Source organism: Paenisporosarcina cavernae, from assembly GCF_003595195.1.
GTDB classification, from domain to species: Bacteria; Bacillota; Bacilli; order Bacillales_A; family Planococcaceae; genus Paenisporosarcina; species Paenisporosarcina cavernae.
This window is the reverse complement of sequence record NZ_CP032418.1, coordinates 560,724-578,802: the sequence shown is the minus strand read 5'-3', so window position 1 is coordinate 578,802 and position 18,079 is coordinate 560,724. Positions and strand designations below refer to the sequence as shown.

General features: G+C 42.3%; 17 protein-coding genes. 3 read left to right on the top strand and 14 right to left on the bottom strand.

Annotated elements, in window-relative coordinates; genetic code table 11:
• Positions 1-45 precede the first annotated feature (45 nt).
• The 9 genes from D3873_RS02995 to D3873_RS02955 form a co-directional block, all read right to left on the bottom strand.
• A complete protein-coding gene (locus D3873_RS02995; RefSeq protein ID WP_119882629.1) occupies positions 46-1,227 on the bottom strand; it encodes an aminotransferase class I/II-fold pyridoxal phosphate-dependent enzyme in 1,182 nt (393 codons plus the stop codon).
• Between the two features lie 220 nt (positions 1,228-1,447).
• Positions 1,448-1,816, bottom strand: coding sequence for a hypothetical protein (locus tag D3873_RS02990; RefSeq protein ID WP_119882628.1), 369 nt, complete (start codon positions 1,814-1,816; stop codon positions 1,448-1,450).
• 104 nt (positions 1,817-1,920) lie between these two features.
• Positions 1,921-2,847 (bottom strand): DMT family transporter, encoded by a 927-nt coding sequence (locus tag D3873_RS02985; RefSeq protein ID WP_119882627.1) that lies wholly within the window; start codon positions 2,845-2,847, stop codon positions 1,921-1,923.
• A gap of 841 nt (positions 2,848-3,688) precedes the next feature.
• Positions 3,689-4,597, bottom strand: a complete 909-nt coding sequence (locus tag D3873_RS02980) for a nuclease-related domain-containing protein (RefSeq protein WP_119882626.1) — start codon at positions 4,595-4,597, stop codon at positions 3,689-3,691.
• Between the two features lie 268 nt (positions 4,598-4,865).
• Positions 4,866-6,437: an MDR family MFS transporter gene (locus D3873_RS02975; RefSeq protein ID WP_119882625.1), complete on the bottom strand. Its 1,572-nt coding sequence runs from the start codon at positions 6,435-6,437 to the stop codon at positions 4,866-4,868.
• 20 nt (positions 6,438-6,457) lie between these two features.
• Entirely contained in the window at positions 6,458-6,877 is a 420-nt protein-coding gene (locus D3873_RS02970) for a MarR family winged helix-turn-helix transcriptional regulator (protein ID WP_119882624.1), read from the bottom strand.
• 620 nt (positions 6,878-7,497) lie between these two features.
• Entirely contained in the window at positions 7,498-8,370 is an 873-nt protein-coding gene (locus D3873_RS02965) for an IS3 family transposase (RefSeq protein ID WP_162920106.1), read from the bottom strand.
• The gene (locus D3873_RS02960; RefSeq protein ID WP_119882409.1) at positions 8,367-8,657 is read right to left on the bottom strand and encodes a hypothetical protein; all 291 of its coding nucleotides are present in this window, start codon (positions 8,655-8,657) and stop codon (positions 8,367-8,369) included. The genes D3873_RS02965 and D3873_RS02960 overlap by 4 nt, the downstream gene beginning before the upstream one ends.
• 390 nt (positions 8,658-9,047) lie before the next feature.
• Positions 9,048-9,656, bottom strand: a complete 609-nt coding sequence (locus tag D3873_RS02955) for a 3'-5' exonuclease (protein ID WP_119882623.1) — start codon at positions 9,654-9,656, stop codon at positions 9,048-9,050.
• A gap of 172 nt (positions 9,657-9,828) precedes the next feature.
• On the opposite strand from D3873_RS02955, the gene D3873_RS02950 reads away from it, so the two are divergent.
• Positions 9,829-10,386: a biotin transporter BioY gene (locus D3873_RS02950; RefSeq protein WP_119882622.1), complete on the top strand. Its 558-nt coding sequence runs from the start codon at positions 9,829-9,831 to the stop codon at positions 10,384-10,386.
• Between the two features lie 37 nt (positions 10,387-10,423).
• On the opposite strand, the gene D3873_RS02945 is transcribed toward D3873_RS02950, so the two are convergent.
• Together D3873_RS02945 and D3873_RS02940 are read right to left on the bottom strand one after the other, a co-directional pair.
• Complete coding sequence (locus D3873_RS02945; RefSeq protein WP_119882621.1) at positions 10,424-10,984, bottom strand: GNAT family N-acetyltransferase; 561 nt, start codon at positions 10,982-10,984, stop codon at positions 10,424-10,426.
• A gap of 215 nt (positions 10,985-11,199) precedes the next feature.
• The gene (locus D3873_RS02940) at positions 11,200-11,760 is read right to left on the bottom strand and encodes a C40 family peptidase (protein ID WP_119882620.1); all 561 of its coding nucleotides are present in this window, start codon (positions 11,758-11,760) and stop codon (positions 11,200-11,202) included.
• An 88-nt stretch (positions 11,761-11,848) separates the two neighbouring features.
• On the opposite strand from D3873_RS02940, the gene D3873_RS02935 reads away from it, so the two are divergent.
• Positions 11,849-13,402: an FMN-binding glutamate synthase family protein gene (locus tag D3873_RS02935; protein ID WP_119882619.1), complete on the top strand. Its 1,554-nt coding sequence runs from the start codon at positions 11,849-11,851 to the stop codon at positions 13,400-13,402.
• Between the two features lie 175 nt (positions 13,403-13,577).
• Here the strand turns inward: D3873_RS02935 and D3873_RS02930 are convergent, their stop codons facing one another.
• The 3 genes from D3873_RS02930 to D3873_RS02920 form a co-directional block, all read right to left on the bottom strand.
• Entirely contained in the window at positions 13,578-14,528 is a 951-nt protein-coding gene (locus tag D3873_RS02930; protein ID WP_119882618.1) for a sensor domain-containing diguanylate cyclase, read from the bottom strand.
• A 230-nt stretch (positions 14,529-14,758) separates the two neighbouring features.
• Complete coding sequence (locus tag D3873_RS02925) at positions 14,759-16,186, bottom strand: YflT domain-containing protein (protein ID WP_119882617.1); 1,428 nt, start codon at positions 16,184-16,186, stop codon at positions 14,759-14,761.
• A 719-nt stretch (positions 16,187-16,905) separates the two neighbouring features.
• The gene (locus D3873_RS02920) at positions 16,906-17,370 is read right to left on the bottom strand and encodes a sigma-70 family RNA polymerase sigma factor (RefSeq protein ID WP_162920121.1); all 465 of its coding nucleotides are present in this window, start codon (positions 17,368-17,370) and stop codon (positions 16,906-16,908) included.
• A gap of 215 nt (positions 17,371-17,585) precedes the next feature.
• On the opposite strand from D3873_RS02920, the gene D3873_RS02915 reads away from it, so the two are divergent.
• Positions 17,586-18,068, top strand: coding sequence for a competence protein ComK (locus tag D3873_RS02915; protein ID WP_119882615.1), 483 nt, complete (start codon positions 17,586-17,588; stop codon positions 18,066-18,068).
• Positions 18,069-18,079: the final 11 nt, after the last annotated feature.

Genomic DNA, 18,079 nt, shown 5'->3' with positions numbered 1-18,079 from the left:
CGACAGCTAATTTTTTCATCAAAATTATCATCCCACAAAAATTCACTAAACACTCTCAACATTTCGAGTGTTATTTAACGATTGAAGAAACTTATCCATGCGGTCCATTCCTTCGATTAATGTGTCCATTTTGTACGCGTACGAAATGCGGATGAACCCTTCACCGTAGCTACTAAAAGCACTGCCAGGAACGCATGCTACTCCTCCATCTTGCAGGAGTTTTGTGCAAAATTCAAAGGATGTCATCCCGAGATGTTGGATGCTTGGGAATAAATAAAAGGCACCTTTTGGGATTTCGACTGGAAGACCCATTGCATGAAGGCGTTCTAATAAGTAGTCGCGACGATTAATATAGTGTTCGTTCATTTTCGCCGGGTTGTCGCGTCCGTTTGTTAGTGCTTCGATTGCCGCATATTGACTTGGAAGACTCGCACACACCGCGTTGTATTGATGAATTTTAATGCAGTGCTTCATGACGTCTGTTGGTCCCATTAAAAACCCAATTCGCCAGCCTGTCATGGAATGTGATTTGGACAAGCCGTGAATCGTAAATGTTTTGTCTTTTAATGAAGGATAACTCGCAAACGGTGTATGAGTTCCTTCGAAAGTATTCAAGGAATAAATTTCATCGGATACAATAAACACATCTTTTTGTGCTAATACCTGTTCGAGTGCGTCCATTTGTTCTTTTTCAATCGTGACACCTGTCGGATTACTTGGGAAATTAAATAGAATGGCTTTCGTGTTCTCGTTTATTAACGCTTCCAATCGTTTGGGATCTGGTACAAAGCCAGTATCTGACGTATTTAAATAAACGGGTGTACAACCTAGCAGTTTAATAATCGGCTCATACCCTGTATAAAACGGCGCTGGTAAAATGACTTCATCACCTGGTTCTAAAATTGCGCGAAATGTCGTGTCGATTGCTTCTGATGCTCCAATTGTGATAATGATATCGGTTTCCGCGTTATAGGTTAAGTTGTACGTGCCGTAAAAGAATTTACTTACCGCATTTCGAAGATCAATTAAGCCAGCGTTATGGGAATACCCGGTTAAGTCATTTTCGATAGCCGAAATGGCTGCTTGTTTGACGTTATCGGGAGTTGGAAAATCGGGCTGCCCAATTGTTAAGTTAACCGCATCAGGATAATGGACTAATTGATTGGCAAACTGACGAATGCCAGAAATCGCAATTTCGTGAACGCGCGGGTTGATAGACGGTGACATGGAAGACCCTCCTAATGGATGTTCAAGTTGGTATTAGTATACAAGATTGTAGGTGGATTTAGTATAAGGTCTTTTCAGGTGAAGCTGAAACAAAAATTTCTGGAAAGATGCGTTTTACGCCTGGTGAGAGAGTGTCGCCAGCCGGGGCAATCTGGTTTTCGTGGTGGTACGCGGGGAAGCGCAGAGTTCTTTCATTGCCAAAAGAAAAAGAGCTAGTCATTTAGCTCTTTGGGATGGCGTTCATGGATGCGAGCATGATTTTGGCGTCGGTGTTGAAGTACGGGATGACGTCGTCTCGCAAGATAAGCTCGGAGTGATTTTTAACAGCCACTTTTAGGCCGCGAAGATCGAATTTCGTCGCGTAGCTATTGATGGCGTTGATGGCGGCGATTTCGTTTCGCTGTAAGGCTTTGTTACCACTGTCTTGCATTTTTAAGATGAAATCTAGTAGTTCACGAGCGTTACGTTTGAGTCGATGGCGATTTTCTGCAAGTAGCTCTCTGTTTTCTTCAATGTATTTTCTGGCCGCAACGAGGTCGAGGTCGTCAGCACATGAGTTTACTCGTTCTAGTAGTTCGTCTACGTTCAATGGTGTGCCTCCTTTAGGCAAAGAAGTATCTATAATAATTATTATCGACATAATTCTTTGTCGAAACATCCGCCATTTAAACTAATTTGAAGATATTTACATTATCACTTGAGAGCATTCATAGTCCTTTTGACCTTACGTTTCTTCCATAAATCCTCTGCTGCTCCGGAGCCGAAAATAACTCCTGCAACGATTAAGATAAGTCCGAAGACGTGGCGAGTTGTGATGATTTCGCCAAGTAGGATGGCGGAACCCAGTAAGACAAATACTGTATTCAAGTTCATAAAAATGGCGGCTTTAGATGGACCAGCTTTCCCGACGGAGTAGTTGTATAGCATATGTCCGACTGCGGTCCCAATCATGCCGCTTCCAAAGAAATAGACCCAGAAAACAGGTGGTACGGTGGCAAATTTCGCGATTTCGCCTGGTTCTTGGATAAGGCTGATGAGAAATAATATAATCGAACCGACGAAAAACATGTACGCTGTGAGTAGTCGCGGGTCGAGTGTTTTTGCAAGTTTTGCGATGATCATGTAGCTAAATACTTGCGATAGGATCGAAAGAAAGACAAACAGTTGTCCAATTGATAGTCCGCCGGTTTCTCCACCTGTCGATAGGACGGTGATACTTACTCCAGCGAGTCCAAGAAATACGCCAATCCATTGAAGTTTGGATGGGAAAATTCGCAGCATGAGGGATGCGATGACTGCTGTAAGTACAGGTCCAGTTCCTAGAATAAGGCCAGCGGATGTACTGGTTGTTGTGGTGAGTCCCATGGATAGGAAGTAATGGTGTCCGACAACGTTGAGTAGTGCTCCGGCAAGTATATAGGGTAGTTCTTTTTTTGTAGGTTTTCTAACGATTTTCAAGACCGTGAGTATCGCGAAGACGGTGAGACTTGCGAGTAATATTCGGAATGCGGTCATAGTCACCGGCTCGATGTAGCCGACGAGGAATTTGACCGCTGGTAAGTTGAATCCCCAGATGAACATGACGGTGACGAGTATGGCGTAGACTTTCCAGAGATTCATGGTGTGGTGCTCCCTTCGTGGTGTGTTAGTTCGATGATAATATTTCGAAGGTCGAAAGTAAATGGGGTTGAAGAGGGAAATCAGAGGCTTTCGCGCGCGAAAGCCATCATTTTTGTTGTAGTGGACCGTGTTCGGTTTGGAGAAGACGTATCGATTTTGGTTTAGGATGATATTTATGCCGTATTCGATATAAATAGTGGATAAAATAACACTCACATGGTGCGATTCTCTGAAATTATGTGCGATTCAGAAGAAATGTGTGCGATTCGTGGCGCTTTTATATAATGTATGAAGGATTCTTATGCTTTTTATAGTTTGAGATTCAAACTACATTGATTGCCAGAGATCAAATCAGAAGCTTTCGCGAGCGAAAGCCTCCCATTAGGTTGTAATGGACCGTTTTCGCATTGGCGAAAACGCATTGATCTTAGTGGCAGATACTCGTTATGTCTTATTCGATATAAAGTTTAGGTACAAAAACACTCACATGGTGCGATATTCTGATATTATGTGCGATTCAGAAGAATTCTGTGCGATTCGTGGCGCTTTTATATAATGTATGAAGGATTATTATGCTTTTTATAGTTTGAGATTCAAACTACATTGATTGCCAGAGATTAAATCAGAAGCTTTCGCGAGCGAAAGCCTCCCTTTAGGTTGTAATGGACCGTTTTCGCATTGGCGAAAACGCATTGATCTTAGTGGCAGATACTCGTTATGTCGTATTCGATATAAAGTGTAGGTACAAAAACACGCTCATGGGGCGATATTCTGATATTATGTGCGATATAAACAAATTGTGTGCGATTCAAGTCACATGAATACGATTTCTGCTGGATTTTTATGATTCTGATAAAGAATATTTTTTCATAATCCTTCTTGCAACGTAACGACTTGGTACCTGCAAGAAATCCATGATAGATTCTGTGTTTGGTAGTTTCCCGAGCAGTAGTTGGTAGTCTTTCATTGCAGATAAATGGGCATTTTTATCACGATGGCCGCACTCACACATCCACGTTTGCCTTCTTTTCTCCATCCCGAATCTCGCACACTTCTGACATTGCACTCCTGTTTGAAGGTCCTCTTTTTTATATGGATACTGCGATTGAAAGTATTTATTCTCATAGATTTTGTGGGAAGTCATGATCGCTGTGGCGAGTTGCTTTGTTTGTAGAGAAGTTAGACTTGCTTTTTCTATTCTGATTTCTCTCAATTTCATCGAGACGTATTTTGGTTTGGTTATTAGATGATCACTTGAGTCTGAAGTGACGAGCGCATCTGCGTGGGAAAATACTAGTATCCCTTTGACCGGAATATCTACTCCTCTTTCGATTAACCAATCCGATAAAAATAAAATGGATCGGTTCAACTGCATAACTGGCGATTCGAAACGTTCAATAGGTCCAGTGTCGATTTGCCTTGTCATGTGTGCCGGACGGTCGTGTATGTGTATGTCCCCTTTTATATGTTTCGTTTCAACAATGATAATGCAGGAATTTGTGACAAGTACATGATCCAGTTGAAAATCTGAGTTAGAAGCTAGTAGTAAGTCGTGCAAAATATACGCTTTTGTTGGATGATTGTATGCTTGGATAAATTTCGCGACGATTTCTTCCCCGAAATCTCCTGCTGTTATTTGTTGAATGTCGCGATTTAATTTCGGGTAAGTAGGATGGGTAGTACTCAATCGATTTCGAAGCAGAATCATTTTCTCGAGTTCGACACTTGGTTCTTTCTTTTTAAGTAGCATGTGAATCTCTCCTTTTTAAAAAGGAGCATACTTTTTGAGTAAATTGTTGTAAAACATGAGAATATTCATTTCACCCCTAAAACCCACCTTGAAAATAAAATTTTCGGGTATTTTACATGTATTCTTTTCCGGAAAAACACCCTCGATACTTAGTGTCCGTAAGATTAAGTGACAGTTCCTGAAAATACGATTTTGGTACTTTCCACGCTCCGCACTTCATTGCCAAAAAAAGCCCCTAAACCGGTTGGGGTTTAGAGACTCTAGTTTGTTATTCAGCTTTCGTTTTTGCTTCTGGTGCTTTACCACGTAGTGGGACTTCACTGATGAAGAATGTGAGTAACGCCGCAACTAACATAACAACCGACGATAACATGAACACGTTGGAAAGTGCGTATGTTAGTGCGTCTTGCAGGTGGTGAATCATTTCGTTGAACAACGGCAACATTTCTGCTGGTAGTTTTGATTCGATTGCATCTAGTTGAGTATGGTCAAGGAGCAACGCTGGGTTTTGGAATTTGGCGAGTGTTTCTGCCGCTTCTGGCGGAATGGCAGATGTGTCATACGATTCGAGTTTGTTTTTCATCGATGTATTTAACACGGTTCCAAGTACGGCAACCCCTACTGTACCACCGATTGAACGGAATAGTTGTGTGGCAGCTGTCGCAACCCCGAGATAGTCTTGTGAGACCGAGTTTTGCGCAACGAGTGTAAACACGGTTAAGCCAATCCCGATTCCGAATCCGACTAAGAGTTGATAGCCGACTAACACGAACTGATTCGTTCCTGCGTCCATTGTAGACATAAGGTACAGACCAATCACTGTTAAAAATAATCCGAGTGTTGCTTGTCGCTTGTATTTCCCGGTTTTGGTAATTAAGTTACCACCAAATGTACTCGCTGCAACTAGACCAAGTGTCATAGTCATGGAAATAAAGCTAGAGTGCGTTGCGGAGTATCCGAGTACCCCTTGTAAGAAGTACGGGATATACATAATTCCGCCGAACATTCCGATCCCGACGGCAAAACCGATTAAGTTCGAGAACGCAAAGTTCGAGTATTTAAACAAGTGTAGTGGTAAAATCGGACTTTTCGCTCGATTTTCCACAAAGATAAAGAGGATTACTCCGATGATTGCTCCTGCGAATAAACCTAGAATCACGCCTGAGTCCCACGCGTATTCTGTGCCACCCCATGATAACCCTAGAAGTAACGATACGAGTGTCGCAGCTAATACGATGGAGCCAAGGTAGTCGATTGTTTCATTTTGACGGCGTTCCACTGACGGGAATAGTCTCCAGATTAAAACGAACGCGACGATTCCAAGCGGTAAGAAGACCCAGAATACCCATTTCCATTCTAAATTATCAACGATATATCCGCCGATTGTTGGTCCTATAACAGAGGAAATTCCGAAAACCGAGCTCATAATCCCTTGCCATTTTCCTCGTTCACGTGGGGAAAATAAATCTCCGACTGCAGCGAAAGCGGTTGGGATGATGAGACCTGCTCCAATCCCTTGGATCGCACGGAAAATAATGAGTTGTTCGATCGTTGCGGATAATCCACTTAAAAACGCACCTACTGTGAATACCCCAATCCCGATGAGGAAGAAAGGTTTCCGTCCGAAGATATCGGATAGCTTTCCTGCTACTACTGTCATAATCGCAGACGTTAACATGAAGCTTGTGAATACCCAGCTATAATAATCGATTCCGCCAAGGTCGGCGATAATTTTTGGTAATGCATTACCGACAATTGTTTGGTTCACTGCAGCGAAAAATTGTGCAGAAATAATCGCAACAATGATTGTCATTTTCTCTTTATGTGATAAATGTTCCATACATATCTCCTTCTTTTCTTCTATTTCAAAGGTATTTTCTTGAGTGTTTCATTCACAGAGATAATTTCCGTCTCCGAAAGGTCCACGAATTTCACATCAAAATAGTCCACTATGATTTCGCGCATTTGAGAAATCACTTCCTCCCCTTTTGGTGTCACGTGGAGAAATACGGCACGCCGATCTTCCTCAGAACGAGTCCGTTCCAGAAACCCTTTTTCGACTAATTTATCGGACGTCATGGTAACGTACGCTTTTGTTGTATTGACACGTATTGCGACTTCACTCGGTTTCAAAGGACCGAATTCGCTAACGATTCCTAAAAATACGTACTCATTATATGGAATAAATTCTTCTAACAACTTAGAAAGATCGGCACGTGAAGTGCGGATTAATTGACGGAATAAATGAATAAACTCTTTTGTCACTTCTTGCCGATTCATGTGGAAAACTCCTTAAGCAAGTTAATAGTTAAGTAACTTAACAAGATATTAGTTTACTTCGTGGGGCGAAATTTGTAAAGGAGGAATGTTTCATTTCTGAAACTCTAATAATTCAGAAAGTTATATTGGGAGATGCGTGCTTTATATAGGGAGTTCTCATCGGGGATTCGCATCTGAAATCAGAGATAAATAGTTTAGGATAGGAAATTGGAGATCATTTGTACCCATTAGTGGTGCGGTATTTGGAGATGATGTGCGATATACTCGATTTGTGTGCGATGCATGACGAATCTATACTATTTCTGCTGGATTCTTAGGATAGTAAGTTGCCAGGGGGTAAATCAGAAGCTTTCGCGTGCGAAAGCCTCCCTATTAGTTTGAATGGACCGTTTTCGCTGTGGCGAAAACGCACTGACTTCATCTTATGATGTCTTATTCGATATAAAATATAGGTATTAGAACACTCTAGCGGGGCGAAACCTGGAAATTATGTGCGATATATTCGATTTGTGTGCGATGCATGACGAATCTATACTATTTTTGCTGGATGACCTACTACCTGTCAAGTAGACAAGTAGTCCGCTCAAATTCCGCTCATTTCCGCCCTAGGCATTTTCTACTTAAGAAGCCATTTCTAGTAAAAGCTCTTTAGGAGTCTTCTTTGATTTTAATTGCGGTCGAACATTGTTATAATAAGAGATGTAATTTTCAACTGCCTTTATCATTTCTTCATCTGTTTTAGGGATTATAAAACATGGCATTTCTACTTTAAGCTTCCCAAAAAAGCTTTCGATGCATGCATTATCCCAACAGTTTCCTCTACGCGACATAGAGGGAGTTATGGAGTTTTGGTAAAGGTAATTTAAATATCTTGCACTAGTAAATTGCGATCCCTGATCACTATGTAGAATCGCATTCTTTTCCATAAGACCTTTCTCCAACAATTGATCAACTGCTTGTAAAACCATCGATGTCGTCATCGTATCGCTGATCGAGTAGGCGACTACCTCTCCATGGCACAAATCTTTAATGGCACATAGATATAAAAAATGTCTATAAGGTCTCTCGACCTCTAGATAAGTAATGTCAATACATAGTTTAATTCCTGGACGTTTAGCTTTAAAGTTACGGTTTAAAAGATTTCCGATTATCGCGTGTGGTTTTGATTTTTGTTTCCAATTATGACTTGTTTTTAATGGCATATGATAATCTCTTCGCATTCTCGCAATTCGCTTTACACTGACCTTAATTCCAGCCTTTTCTAATTCATTTTTCATTCGTTCATTCCCTAATGTACCTGCATGAGTATTGTAGATACTCAACATCTTGTTAAGAAGTGTTTTATCCTTTTCTGCTTTTCTTTCTTTATGGGAATTTTTCATCCACTTGTAATAACCGGATCGGGAGATCCCGACCATTAAACAAAGCTCTACAATGGACAAGAAACCTTTATAGTTCGTTACATACAAGCACTTTTCTTCGTAATATTTCACCTCCCCACTGAATCCATTCTCTTTTTTAAAACTGCTATCTCTCTTTTCAATTTCTCAATTTCAAGTACATATAATTTCTCTCGCTGTGTTTTTGGTTTTTTTCCTTGTTTACCGTGTAATACTTCAAAGCTTCCCGCTGTACGAACTAATTCAGCCCAATCCTGAACTCTTCTTCTGTTACTTATTTCTAACTCGACTGCAACACTTTGAGCAGACTCACCAGATAAATACCGCTCCACTGCAATCTTTTTTGTCGTAAAATCATATCGTTTGTAATTTGTAGACATCACTTTCACCGCTCCTATGCTTATAATATAGTTAAAGAATAACAGTTGAGCGGAATTAAACTGTCTACTTTAGGTTCATAGTACAGGATTCTTAGGATAGTAAGTTGCCAGGGGGTAAATCAGAAGCTTTCGCGTGCGAAAGCCACTCTATTAGTTTGAATGGACCGTTTTCGCGGTGGCGAAAACGCACAGACTTCATCTTATGATGTCTTATTCGATATAAAATATAGTTATTAGATCACTCTCGTGGTGCGAAACCTGGAAATTATGTGCGGTTTATTCGATTTGTGTGCGATTCGTGTCGCTTCTATACTATTTTTGCCGGATTCGTATGATGTTGTTATATCCTACTGTTTTATTCCATGAAAAAAACTCTTTCCCGGATGTGGGTTAGAGTTTGGATAGGCAGTATTGATAGATTTTCGCTGTCACGATGCAGTCACCGAGTGCGTCATGTGCATTGTGTTCGAGCTCTAGGTAGTTCGAAAGCGTTGTGAGTTTGTGATTGGGTGTTGCTTGGATTACTTTTCGTGCAAGTTTGACGGTATCGATAACCGTATAGGACGGGATGTCGATAATGTTATCGTGTGCATATAGGAAGCCCATGTCAAAGGAGGCGTTGTGCGCAATGATTGGCAAGTCGCCAATGAATTCGATGAGTTCCATCAGGACGGTTGCGATGGTTGGCGAGTTTCGGACCATTGCATCGTGTATGCCTGTTAATGCGGTGATTTTAGAGGAAATGGGACGTCTCGGGTTAACGAGTTGGTTCATTTCGTCTATTTTTTCGTGGTTGAGAAATTTAATCGCACCCACTTGGATGATTTGATCAGCACCGGGTCGAAAGCCAGTTGTTTCGAAGTCGAGAACGACGTAGCTTGTCGGTTTAGAGACGGAAGGTTTGTATTTTTTGGGAGCTTGCGCTCGTCTGGAAGCCCAGTATTGTTGCCTCGATTTTTGCTGTAAGTACTCACGAGGGTCTTTCGATTGGTCATCCATTGTTGTAGCTCCTTTCCACTCTCTGTTACAGTGTATACCCATTACCAAATCTTTCAAGCAAAAGTTTCGTGAAATTACTGCTTGACGAAAAAGTTTCTGTTTTTTAAGATAGTAAATGAGTTAACCATTTTCTAATTATGGTTAACACATATTAACTAAAGGGGTTATACACATGAGAAATGAACGTTTACGTATGTTGATTGTTACGGCATTATTTGCGGCTATTATTGCCGTACTAGCGCAAGTTTCGATTCCATTGCCATTTTCACCAGTACCGATTACTGGCCAAACCTTAGCTATAGGGTTAGCAGCTACAATTTTAGGAAGTCGTTACGGTACATTATCCGTGATTGTCTATCTTCTACTTGGAGCTGTTGGTGCTCCCGTGTTTGCTGGGATGGAAGGCGGTCTAGGCGCATTAGTTGGCCCAACTGGTGGTTATTTAATCGGATTTGTTCCAACCGCATTTGTCATTGGTTGGTATGTCGAGAAATTTGGTTTTACCGTTACGCACGCGATTGTTGCGAACATCATTGGGATGGTGATTACACTCGCTTTTGGAACTGCTTGGCTAAAAGTTGCAGCTGAAATGTCTTGGTCTGTAGCGATTGCTGCAGGTGTTACGCCGTTCTTACTACTCGGTGTCGTGAAAGCGGTTTTAGCAGCTGTTGTCGGTATTGCCGTTCGCAAACGTTTAGCGAGCGCAAAGTTAATGCCAACTACTGTTTAAGTTTTTGTAAATGAAGCACTTCCTAACCTGTTTCGGTTTAGGTAGTGCTTTTTTTACTTCCTTCCCACTGTTCTCGTAACAAGCTGAATGTCAATAAATCCTCGTAATGATCATATAGCCATTGCCCTTGTCTTTTGTTGCCTTCGTATGTAAAGTGAAGCCGTTTTGGAATAGCGATACTTTTTTCATTATTTGCTGCGACTTGAATCTCGATTCGATTGAGTTCGAGGATATTAAATATGTACGTAATGAGCTCATCAATGGTTCGCGTAATGATCCCCCTCCCTTGTGCATCTTCTGCTAGGAAATATCCTATACTTGTCGCGCGATTTTTCCAATCAATGTAATGAAGTCCTACCATCCCGACAAGTTTCCCTCGATACCGGATTCCTACGTCAAAGCCGTTATTCTCAGCATAGTTCTGAATCCACATCGGAATAATCGCGTCAAAGTCTTGTGCAGACTTTCGCTTATCTACCCACAGTAACCACTTTCGTAAGTGTTCCCGGTTGGTGTCAATAAGTGCATATAATTCTTCCTTGTGATGAGTTTGAAGTAATTCTAGTTGTATTTCTTCGTCTACGGGAAATGAAAACATGATGTTCCCTCCTACTTAATAGGAGTATCATACCACGTCTCTCCAGCTTATGTTAAGGTGTTGGGAATCCGGACAATGTTAGGCGAGTAAGTTGGTGTTTTTGGAAAAAGACCGCTTGAGGCTTGTGGTCGTGGCCAGACGGAGCGCAATTTGAAGAGATGAAAAAAACACTGGGCTTGCCTCTCTTTTTATTGCCAAAAGAGGGTTGCGCAGTGCTAGTTGGTGAGCATGTCGAGTCGTTTGTAAGCGACGAATTTGTCTTTCCAGTAGGTGTCGTTGACGTTGCCGTAGGTGACGCCTTTGGAGGTGCTGGCGTGGATGAATTTCCCCTCACCGATGTAGATGCCCATGTGTGTGATGCCGGGTGCTGCGATTGTTTTTTCAAAGAAGACGAGATCTCCAGGCACGGGTTGCACGACTTTTTTGGAGATGTTGTAGTAGCCTTGGCTCGATGTGCGCGACAGGGCTAGTCCAGCTTCGTTATGTACGTATGCGATGTAGCCACTGCAGTCGAAGCCTTCTGGTGTAATGCCGGCATAAAGATATGGTGTTTGTAGGTATTTTGGTGCGACGGAAGCTATCCCTGCGTATACGGTTTGACCAGTTTGAGATAGTTCTTTTGCGAGTGGTTCGTACGCTGATTGTCGGTTTTCGATGATGCGTGATTTTTTCAATAGTGCTAAGGATGGTTTGAAGTATCGTGCTGCTTGTGTGTCGTTTGCGATTGGCAAGGAAAGAATGAGTGCGACGAGTAGTAGTGAGATGATTTTCCGCATTTTGTCCCTCCTTTCGTTTTAGGGCTGTCGTTTAAGGTAATATTATAGTAGAGTGTTTGAAAAATTTCGTCAATAGGGGGAGAGTCTTATGCGTTGGTTCGAATATTCGTCCGAAATTTTGGTGACTGTGCTAATAGTTGCAGTTATTGGGTTTGTTCTGTATTTGTATGTGTTTGATCGAAAGCAGAAGCAGCATGCGATTTTGCGGAATTTTCCGATTTTAGGACGTGTGCGGTATACGTTAGAAAAGGTCGGGCCGGAGTTTCGACAGTACTTGTTTGATGATGATAATGACGGGAAGCCGTTTAATCGAGAAGAATATTTGTCGATGGTATTTCCCGGGAAATATTTGCAGCATATTGTCAGTTTTGGGTCGAAGCGTGATTTTCAAGAGCCTGGTTTTTACATACGCAATGCGATGTTTACGAAGAATACCGAGGAAATGCGTGTCGATAATCTGGAGCTTGTGACGACGAAGCGCTACACGGTGCAAGAAGATGGTTTATTTACACGGAAAGAATCGTTTAGTGAGTTGGAGACGCTTCCGTGGTTGTTGCCAGAAGATGATGCGGTGGTGATTGGTCCAGGTTGTGCGGAGCCTTTTAAAGTTCGTAGTTTAGTTGGTCAGTCAGCGATGAGTTACGGGGCGCTTGGTAAAAATGCGATTACCGCTTTATCGATGGGTATTGGGATGGCGCGTGGTTCGTGGATGAATACAGGTGAAGGTGGCATTTCCCCGCATCATTTGAGTGGTGGTGCGGATTTGATTGCGCAGATTGGTTCTGGATTATATGGTTTCCGAACTCCTGAAGGTGAGTTTTCGATGGAGCGGTTGAAGGAGAAAGCGAAGATTCCGCAAGTGAAGGCGTTTGAGTTGAAGCTTGCGCAAGGTGCGAAGACACGTGGTGGTCACGTGGAGGCGGAGAAAGTAACAGAGGAAATTGCAGGTATTCGACATGTAGTTCCGTATACAACGATTAATAGTCCGAATCGTTTTCATGAGTTTGATAATTACGAGACATTATTTAATTTTATTGATAAGATTCGCGGTGCGACTGGAAAGCCTGTTGGTATTAAGATTGTTGTTGGGTCTCCAACAGATGCGGATGAGTTAGCAGCGTATATGAAAGAAACAATGCGAGGGCCGGATTTCATTTCACTTGATGGTGGTGAAGGTGGAACTGGGGCTACGTATCCGGATTTAGCGGATAGTGTAGGTCTTCCCCTCCGTACAGCGCTTGTGCTACTGGATGATGCCCTTCGGTTTCACGGGGTGCGTGACCGAGTGAAGATTATTGCGTCGGGAAAAGTGATTACTCCAGATAAAGCGGCTGTCGTACTTGGATTAGGTGCCGATTTAATACAAGTGGCACGCGGGTTTATGATTTCGGTTGGTTGTATTATGGCGCATACGTGTCATACCAATACGTGTCCAACTGGGGTCGCAACGACAGATGAGAAGTTACAAAAAGCGCTCGTTGTGGAAGAGAAAAAGTATCGTGTGACGAACTTTATATTAGCGATGCGAGAAGGATTGTACCGAGTGGCCGCTGCAGCAGGGATTGATTCGCCAACGAAGTTTGGTCGAGAGCATGTGGTGTATAAAGATGAAAACGGTGCGGTAAGACAGATGGATCGCTAACAGAAGATATGGAGGCTTTCGCTGCGGCGAAAGCTTCTTTTTTGATGGCGGGATTGGGTTGTTGTTTTGGTTATTGGGTTGCGGAAGGATCGAATTCGGTGATTGTTTTGTCGAATTGGTTTGAAGAAGGTTTTGTGGTGCAAAAAAAGAATGAGGAGTGGAGATTCCTCATTCGTTAGGATTGGTGCGATTCAATTCGGCCACGGCCAGAGCGTTTTGCGGCATACATAGCTTCGTCTGCTTCTTTAATAAGATGACGTAGTTCTTTTGATGCGTCGAGAAGTGTAACGCCGATGCTTGCGGAAATAAGAAACGGGATACCTTCAACGATGACTGGCTCCACTGTTAGTTTCTGTAATAAAGTTGTTGCAGCTTTTTCCGCTTGGGTTAGATCGTTCTCGACAAGTGGGATTAGAAGGACAAATTCGTCTCCACCTATTCTAGCTGTGATGCTGTCTTTCGGGGCAACTTTTTGGAATATCCGAGCTACTTGAGTGAGTAGGCGGTCTCCCATATCGTGTCCATATGTGTCGTTTACTTCCTTAAAATTGTCTAAGTCGATATAAAGTACTGCGTAATTTGGGCAGCTGGCTTTTTGTTCTTCAAAAAATGCTTTGAGGAAAAAGCTATTGTAAAGGCCTGTAAGATGATCGTGAACCATCATTTCTTCTAAAAAAATTGTTTGGCTCAAGAGCGAGCTGAAGGTTTTCACTAAGCGGACGTCTTTTTGAGAAAAGTTATATGGTTCGGTGTCGAAAGCACATAATGTCCCGAACACTTCCCCGTTTCCTTTATAAATCGGTGCACCTAAGAAAGAGCCAGATCCTACTTGCAGCGTGATAGGATGTTGAACCGTTTTAGGATTTTTCGCAAGGTCTGGAATGACAATGGGTTCTCCTTCATTTTCAACAGCTAGCTTACATAAGACATTTTCAAAAGGAGCAGACTCCCCTTCTAAGAGTAGCTCGGCTTTTCGATTAAATGCTTTTACAATAAAATTCGAAGTCCCGTCATTTGTCGCTAGAAATATAGTGTTTACTCCAATTGTATCGGCGAGTAAGGAAATCACTTCTTCTGCAACAGTATCTAATCGTTGAAAGTATGGCGTTGTTTGGATAGTTGCCATGACGGAACACCTCGTTTGTCTAGTTAATATCCTAACTATACCCCGAATGTCTTGTTTTTGAAACTTTGAAAGGTTTTTATTAACATATTGCAAATTGATTTTCCAAATAATAGGTAAGTGTGCCTAATGAAACTAAGAGGAATGGAGCACAATGTAAAACCCCCGTCTAGTGAACGGGGGTTTTAAAAAGAGGTCATTTCTATATAGTGAAGAGCTATATAGTGAGTTTACTAGAACAGACGGTTTTGTGGACCTTCCGTATCTGGGTGACGTAATTTTTCTTGACGCATGCGTTCTTCGTACGACAAGTTCGAAGTTGGCTCATCTTCTACTCCCCCTGTTGGGATTTCGTTTTCAGTAGAGTTCGTGTCGAACGCGAATGCATTGCCGTGTCCATTTTCTTCGTATCCCGTGTCGTCTAGCGGTGTTTCTTCTGCACGTGGATCTTGAGAAAAATCATGTTTCATATCTTCTGTCAGTTTTTCAGATGTTTCATTCCCAAAAGGAGCTGGTCCTAGATTTGGGTCTGCACCTGTTTGGTTCAAGAATTGTGGGTCACGTGTTTCTGATTCAAATTCTTCTGTTTGATCTTTTGCCAGCTCATGTTCAGATGACGCTTCGAAATTACTACGGATTGTCGTTTCTGTTGGTTCCTCAAAATTACTACGTGTTGATGTAAGGGATGGTTCAGACTGCGTTGTATATTCACTGGTCGATCCATTGTATGCGCTATTAATGCGTTCTGCAGAAGATTGAAATTCCTCGCGTGTGGAGTCCCCTGCTTGCTCCGCACGGAATTGCGTTGTTTGAGATTCCGTATTATACGGCTCGTTCGATTGATTCGCTGAGAATTCCGTTTGATCTGTTGTTTCTTGGAATTCGTCTCGATCCGAACGACGTGCTTCATCAATGGTTGGACGGTGTTCTGCAACCATTTTTTCTTCTTGTGTATGGTGACTGAATGTATCATAGTCATTGGCTTTTAAACCACTTTCCATGAACGTTTCTCCACGTTCGAATCGGTCGACTGGCTCATCGAAACGACCTTCTGACTCGTTGACGAATTCGTTTGTGGAAGGAGTAAATCCTTGTTCTTTCGAATAGTCACTTGCTGGTTCAGTAGACGTCGCTTCTGAGCGCGCTGTGTCAGTAAATTCCGGTTCGTGTGTTCCAAATGTTGTGGTACCTTCTTCTGAACGTGCGGTGTCATCAAAACCTGGTTCAGTCGCTTGCATTGGGCGTTCTTCCCCGTGATACGACTCATACGTATTACCAGATTGTCCGAATGTGTCATACCCTTGTTCCGTTGTGTTGACGTTGGCTGACGTTGGTTGTGCATCCGTGTATAAAACAAATCCACCGTTTTCTACTTCGCGAGCGAAACGTTGGCGTTCTGTGTCTTCGAGATTAAGTTTACGAAGACCTTCTGACGTTGCGTCAGTTCCACTAAACCATGATTTGAACTTATCCATGAATGTGCCAGCTTCGTGTGCTGATACTTCGGAGAATCGATTTAATGTATGCATATGCCCATGGTCTTTTGAGATTACATGTATGTCACTTTCGTTAAATCCTTGAGCTTTCATCGCTTCTAATCTTTCGTACATTTCGTCCTCAGTGCGAGCAATTTCAACGTGTCGATTTGTTTCGAATTTCATTGTATTTCCTCCTAAGGGTTATTTGTTTATCCATACCCTTCCAGAGTTTTGCTTCAAACGTATGTAATGGAAATGTAATAAAGTGGATGGTGTTTTAAGTTTAAATATATTTAAGATAGCTTTAGCATCCGACAGTTATATTTAGCATCCGACGGACGCTTTAAAGAAAAGGACTTCTGCATGCCGAAATGCGACAGGAAGTCGCGATTTTTCGGCCAAGCAGGCTTGGCTTAAGCCTCCTCGTCGTATAACGACTGCGGGGTCTTAAACTCAAGCTTTTCCCGAAAGGTAAGGATACCTGCATACCGAAATGCGACAAGGATGTCGCGTTCTTTCGGTCCGGAGTCGCCGTCTTCTGCATTTAAAGTAATTTATACAACATGCAAATGCATAAGAGACATCCCACTAATTTAATACCCTTTTAAAAATTGCTGGTTGTGTATTCAGTTTTTGCACTAGCAAAAACAACCGAACGGAATTGTACTATTCTAGGATGGAAATTGGAACTGAGCGTATTTCGTTTGTCCTACGAGATGTGCGATAATTTCATATTTGGTGCGATTCAAGTATCTTGACTTACCTCCTGTCAAATCAGTTTTTGCGTAAGTAAAAACAACCGAATGGATTGGAAATTGGAATAACGAGTATCTTATTTCCTTAGATGATGTGCGATTTCCATTTTTAAGAGGAGAGGAGCGCGGAGGCTTCTCTCCTCTTTTCTATGATTGTCGCGTTAAGATCGCGTTGCGGAGCTTGAACAAAGCGCGCTCCTTTCTTTTTTTGAGTGCTGCTTCGGTCATGTGAAAGTGGGATGTGACTTCCCGGAGTTTTTTACCTTCTATATATAGTAGAAAGAGTAATTCACGGTCCTTCTCGGGCAGAATCTCAAACGGAATCTCGGGATGATTGGTTTCATTCCCCGCAGGGGCCGCATGGTCTTCCGACATTTCGTCGACGTCGTATGCATTTTGACGGGTCATTTCGTCGAGCATGGCGCCGTAAATCGATCGGTAGGCATAGGCAGCAAAGTTGCCTGTGTTCGAATCGAAGTTTTTCCATGCTTTCCAAAGGGCAATTCGACCGCTTTGGATGTAATCAGCGTGGTTTTTGTAGATATGAAGCTTACGCATACAGGCGGAAATCATGGGTTCGAACTGAGCGAGACATGTTTCAAAGGTTTCCATAGGGTGATCGTTTCTGCGCGTGCACTCGCATGTTTTCCTAGGTAGGTGCATCGTATCCTGCTTAGAATTGTGTGTAAAAGGAAGAAAGATAACGTTTCGGTATGAGAAACGTGTTGTTTTGACCATGGAAAACGAATGTTTTGTCGAACAAATTTACAGAAAAGTATGTATTTTCCGACTTGTTTCGCAAGAGTTTGGTGTGCTACAGTCAAATTATGGAATGGGGGCATATTGTGGAGCATTGTGATTCGGTTTGGATAAATGAGAAGACGCGTGTGTTGAAGCCAGTATTTACAGGGGATTATCAGACAGAGATAGTGACAGAAAGTGGCAGCTATTTTTCGAAAAAATCATGTTTGGAGTTGCTGCAGTTAGTATGCCTCCGGTATTTTTCCGATTATGAGGGACGAATTAAGGCTGCGCGCCATTATTTAAAATACGACCGGAAGACGCCGGTGTATCTCGGGGATGCCAATTTTTCGTGTTTTCCGACGCGTTCCCCGAAGCATCCGGAGTGTATGTGGATTTTCAATCAAGAGTATTCGATTTATGCGTATGATTTGGCGAATAAAAAGACGGTGTTGTTGTATGCAGACGCTGCTACGATTGAAGTGAATGCTTCTCGGCATACGCTTGAAAAACAGTTAAATCGGACGATAATGATGGTATATAGAGCAAGAAATTTGGAACGTTCGTAGGGAGGGATCGT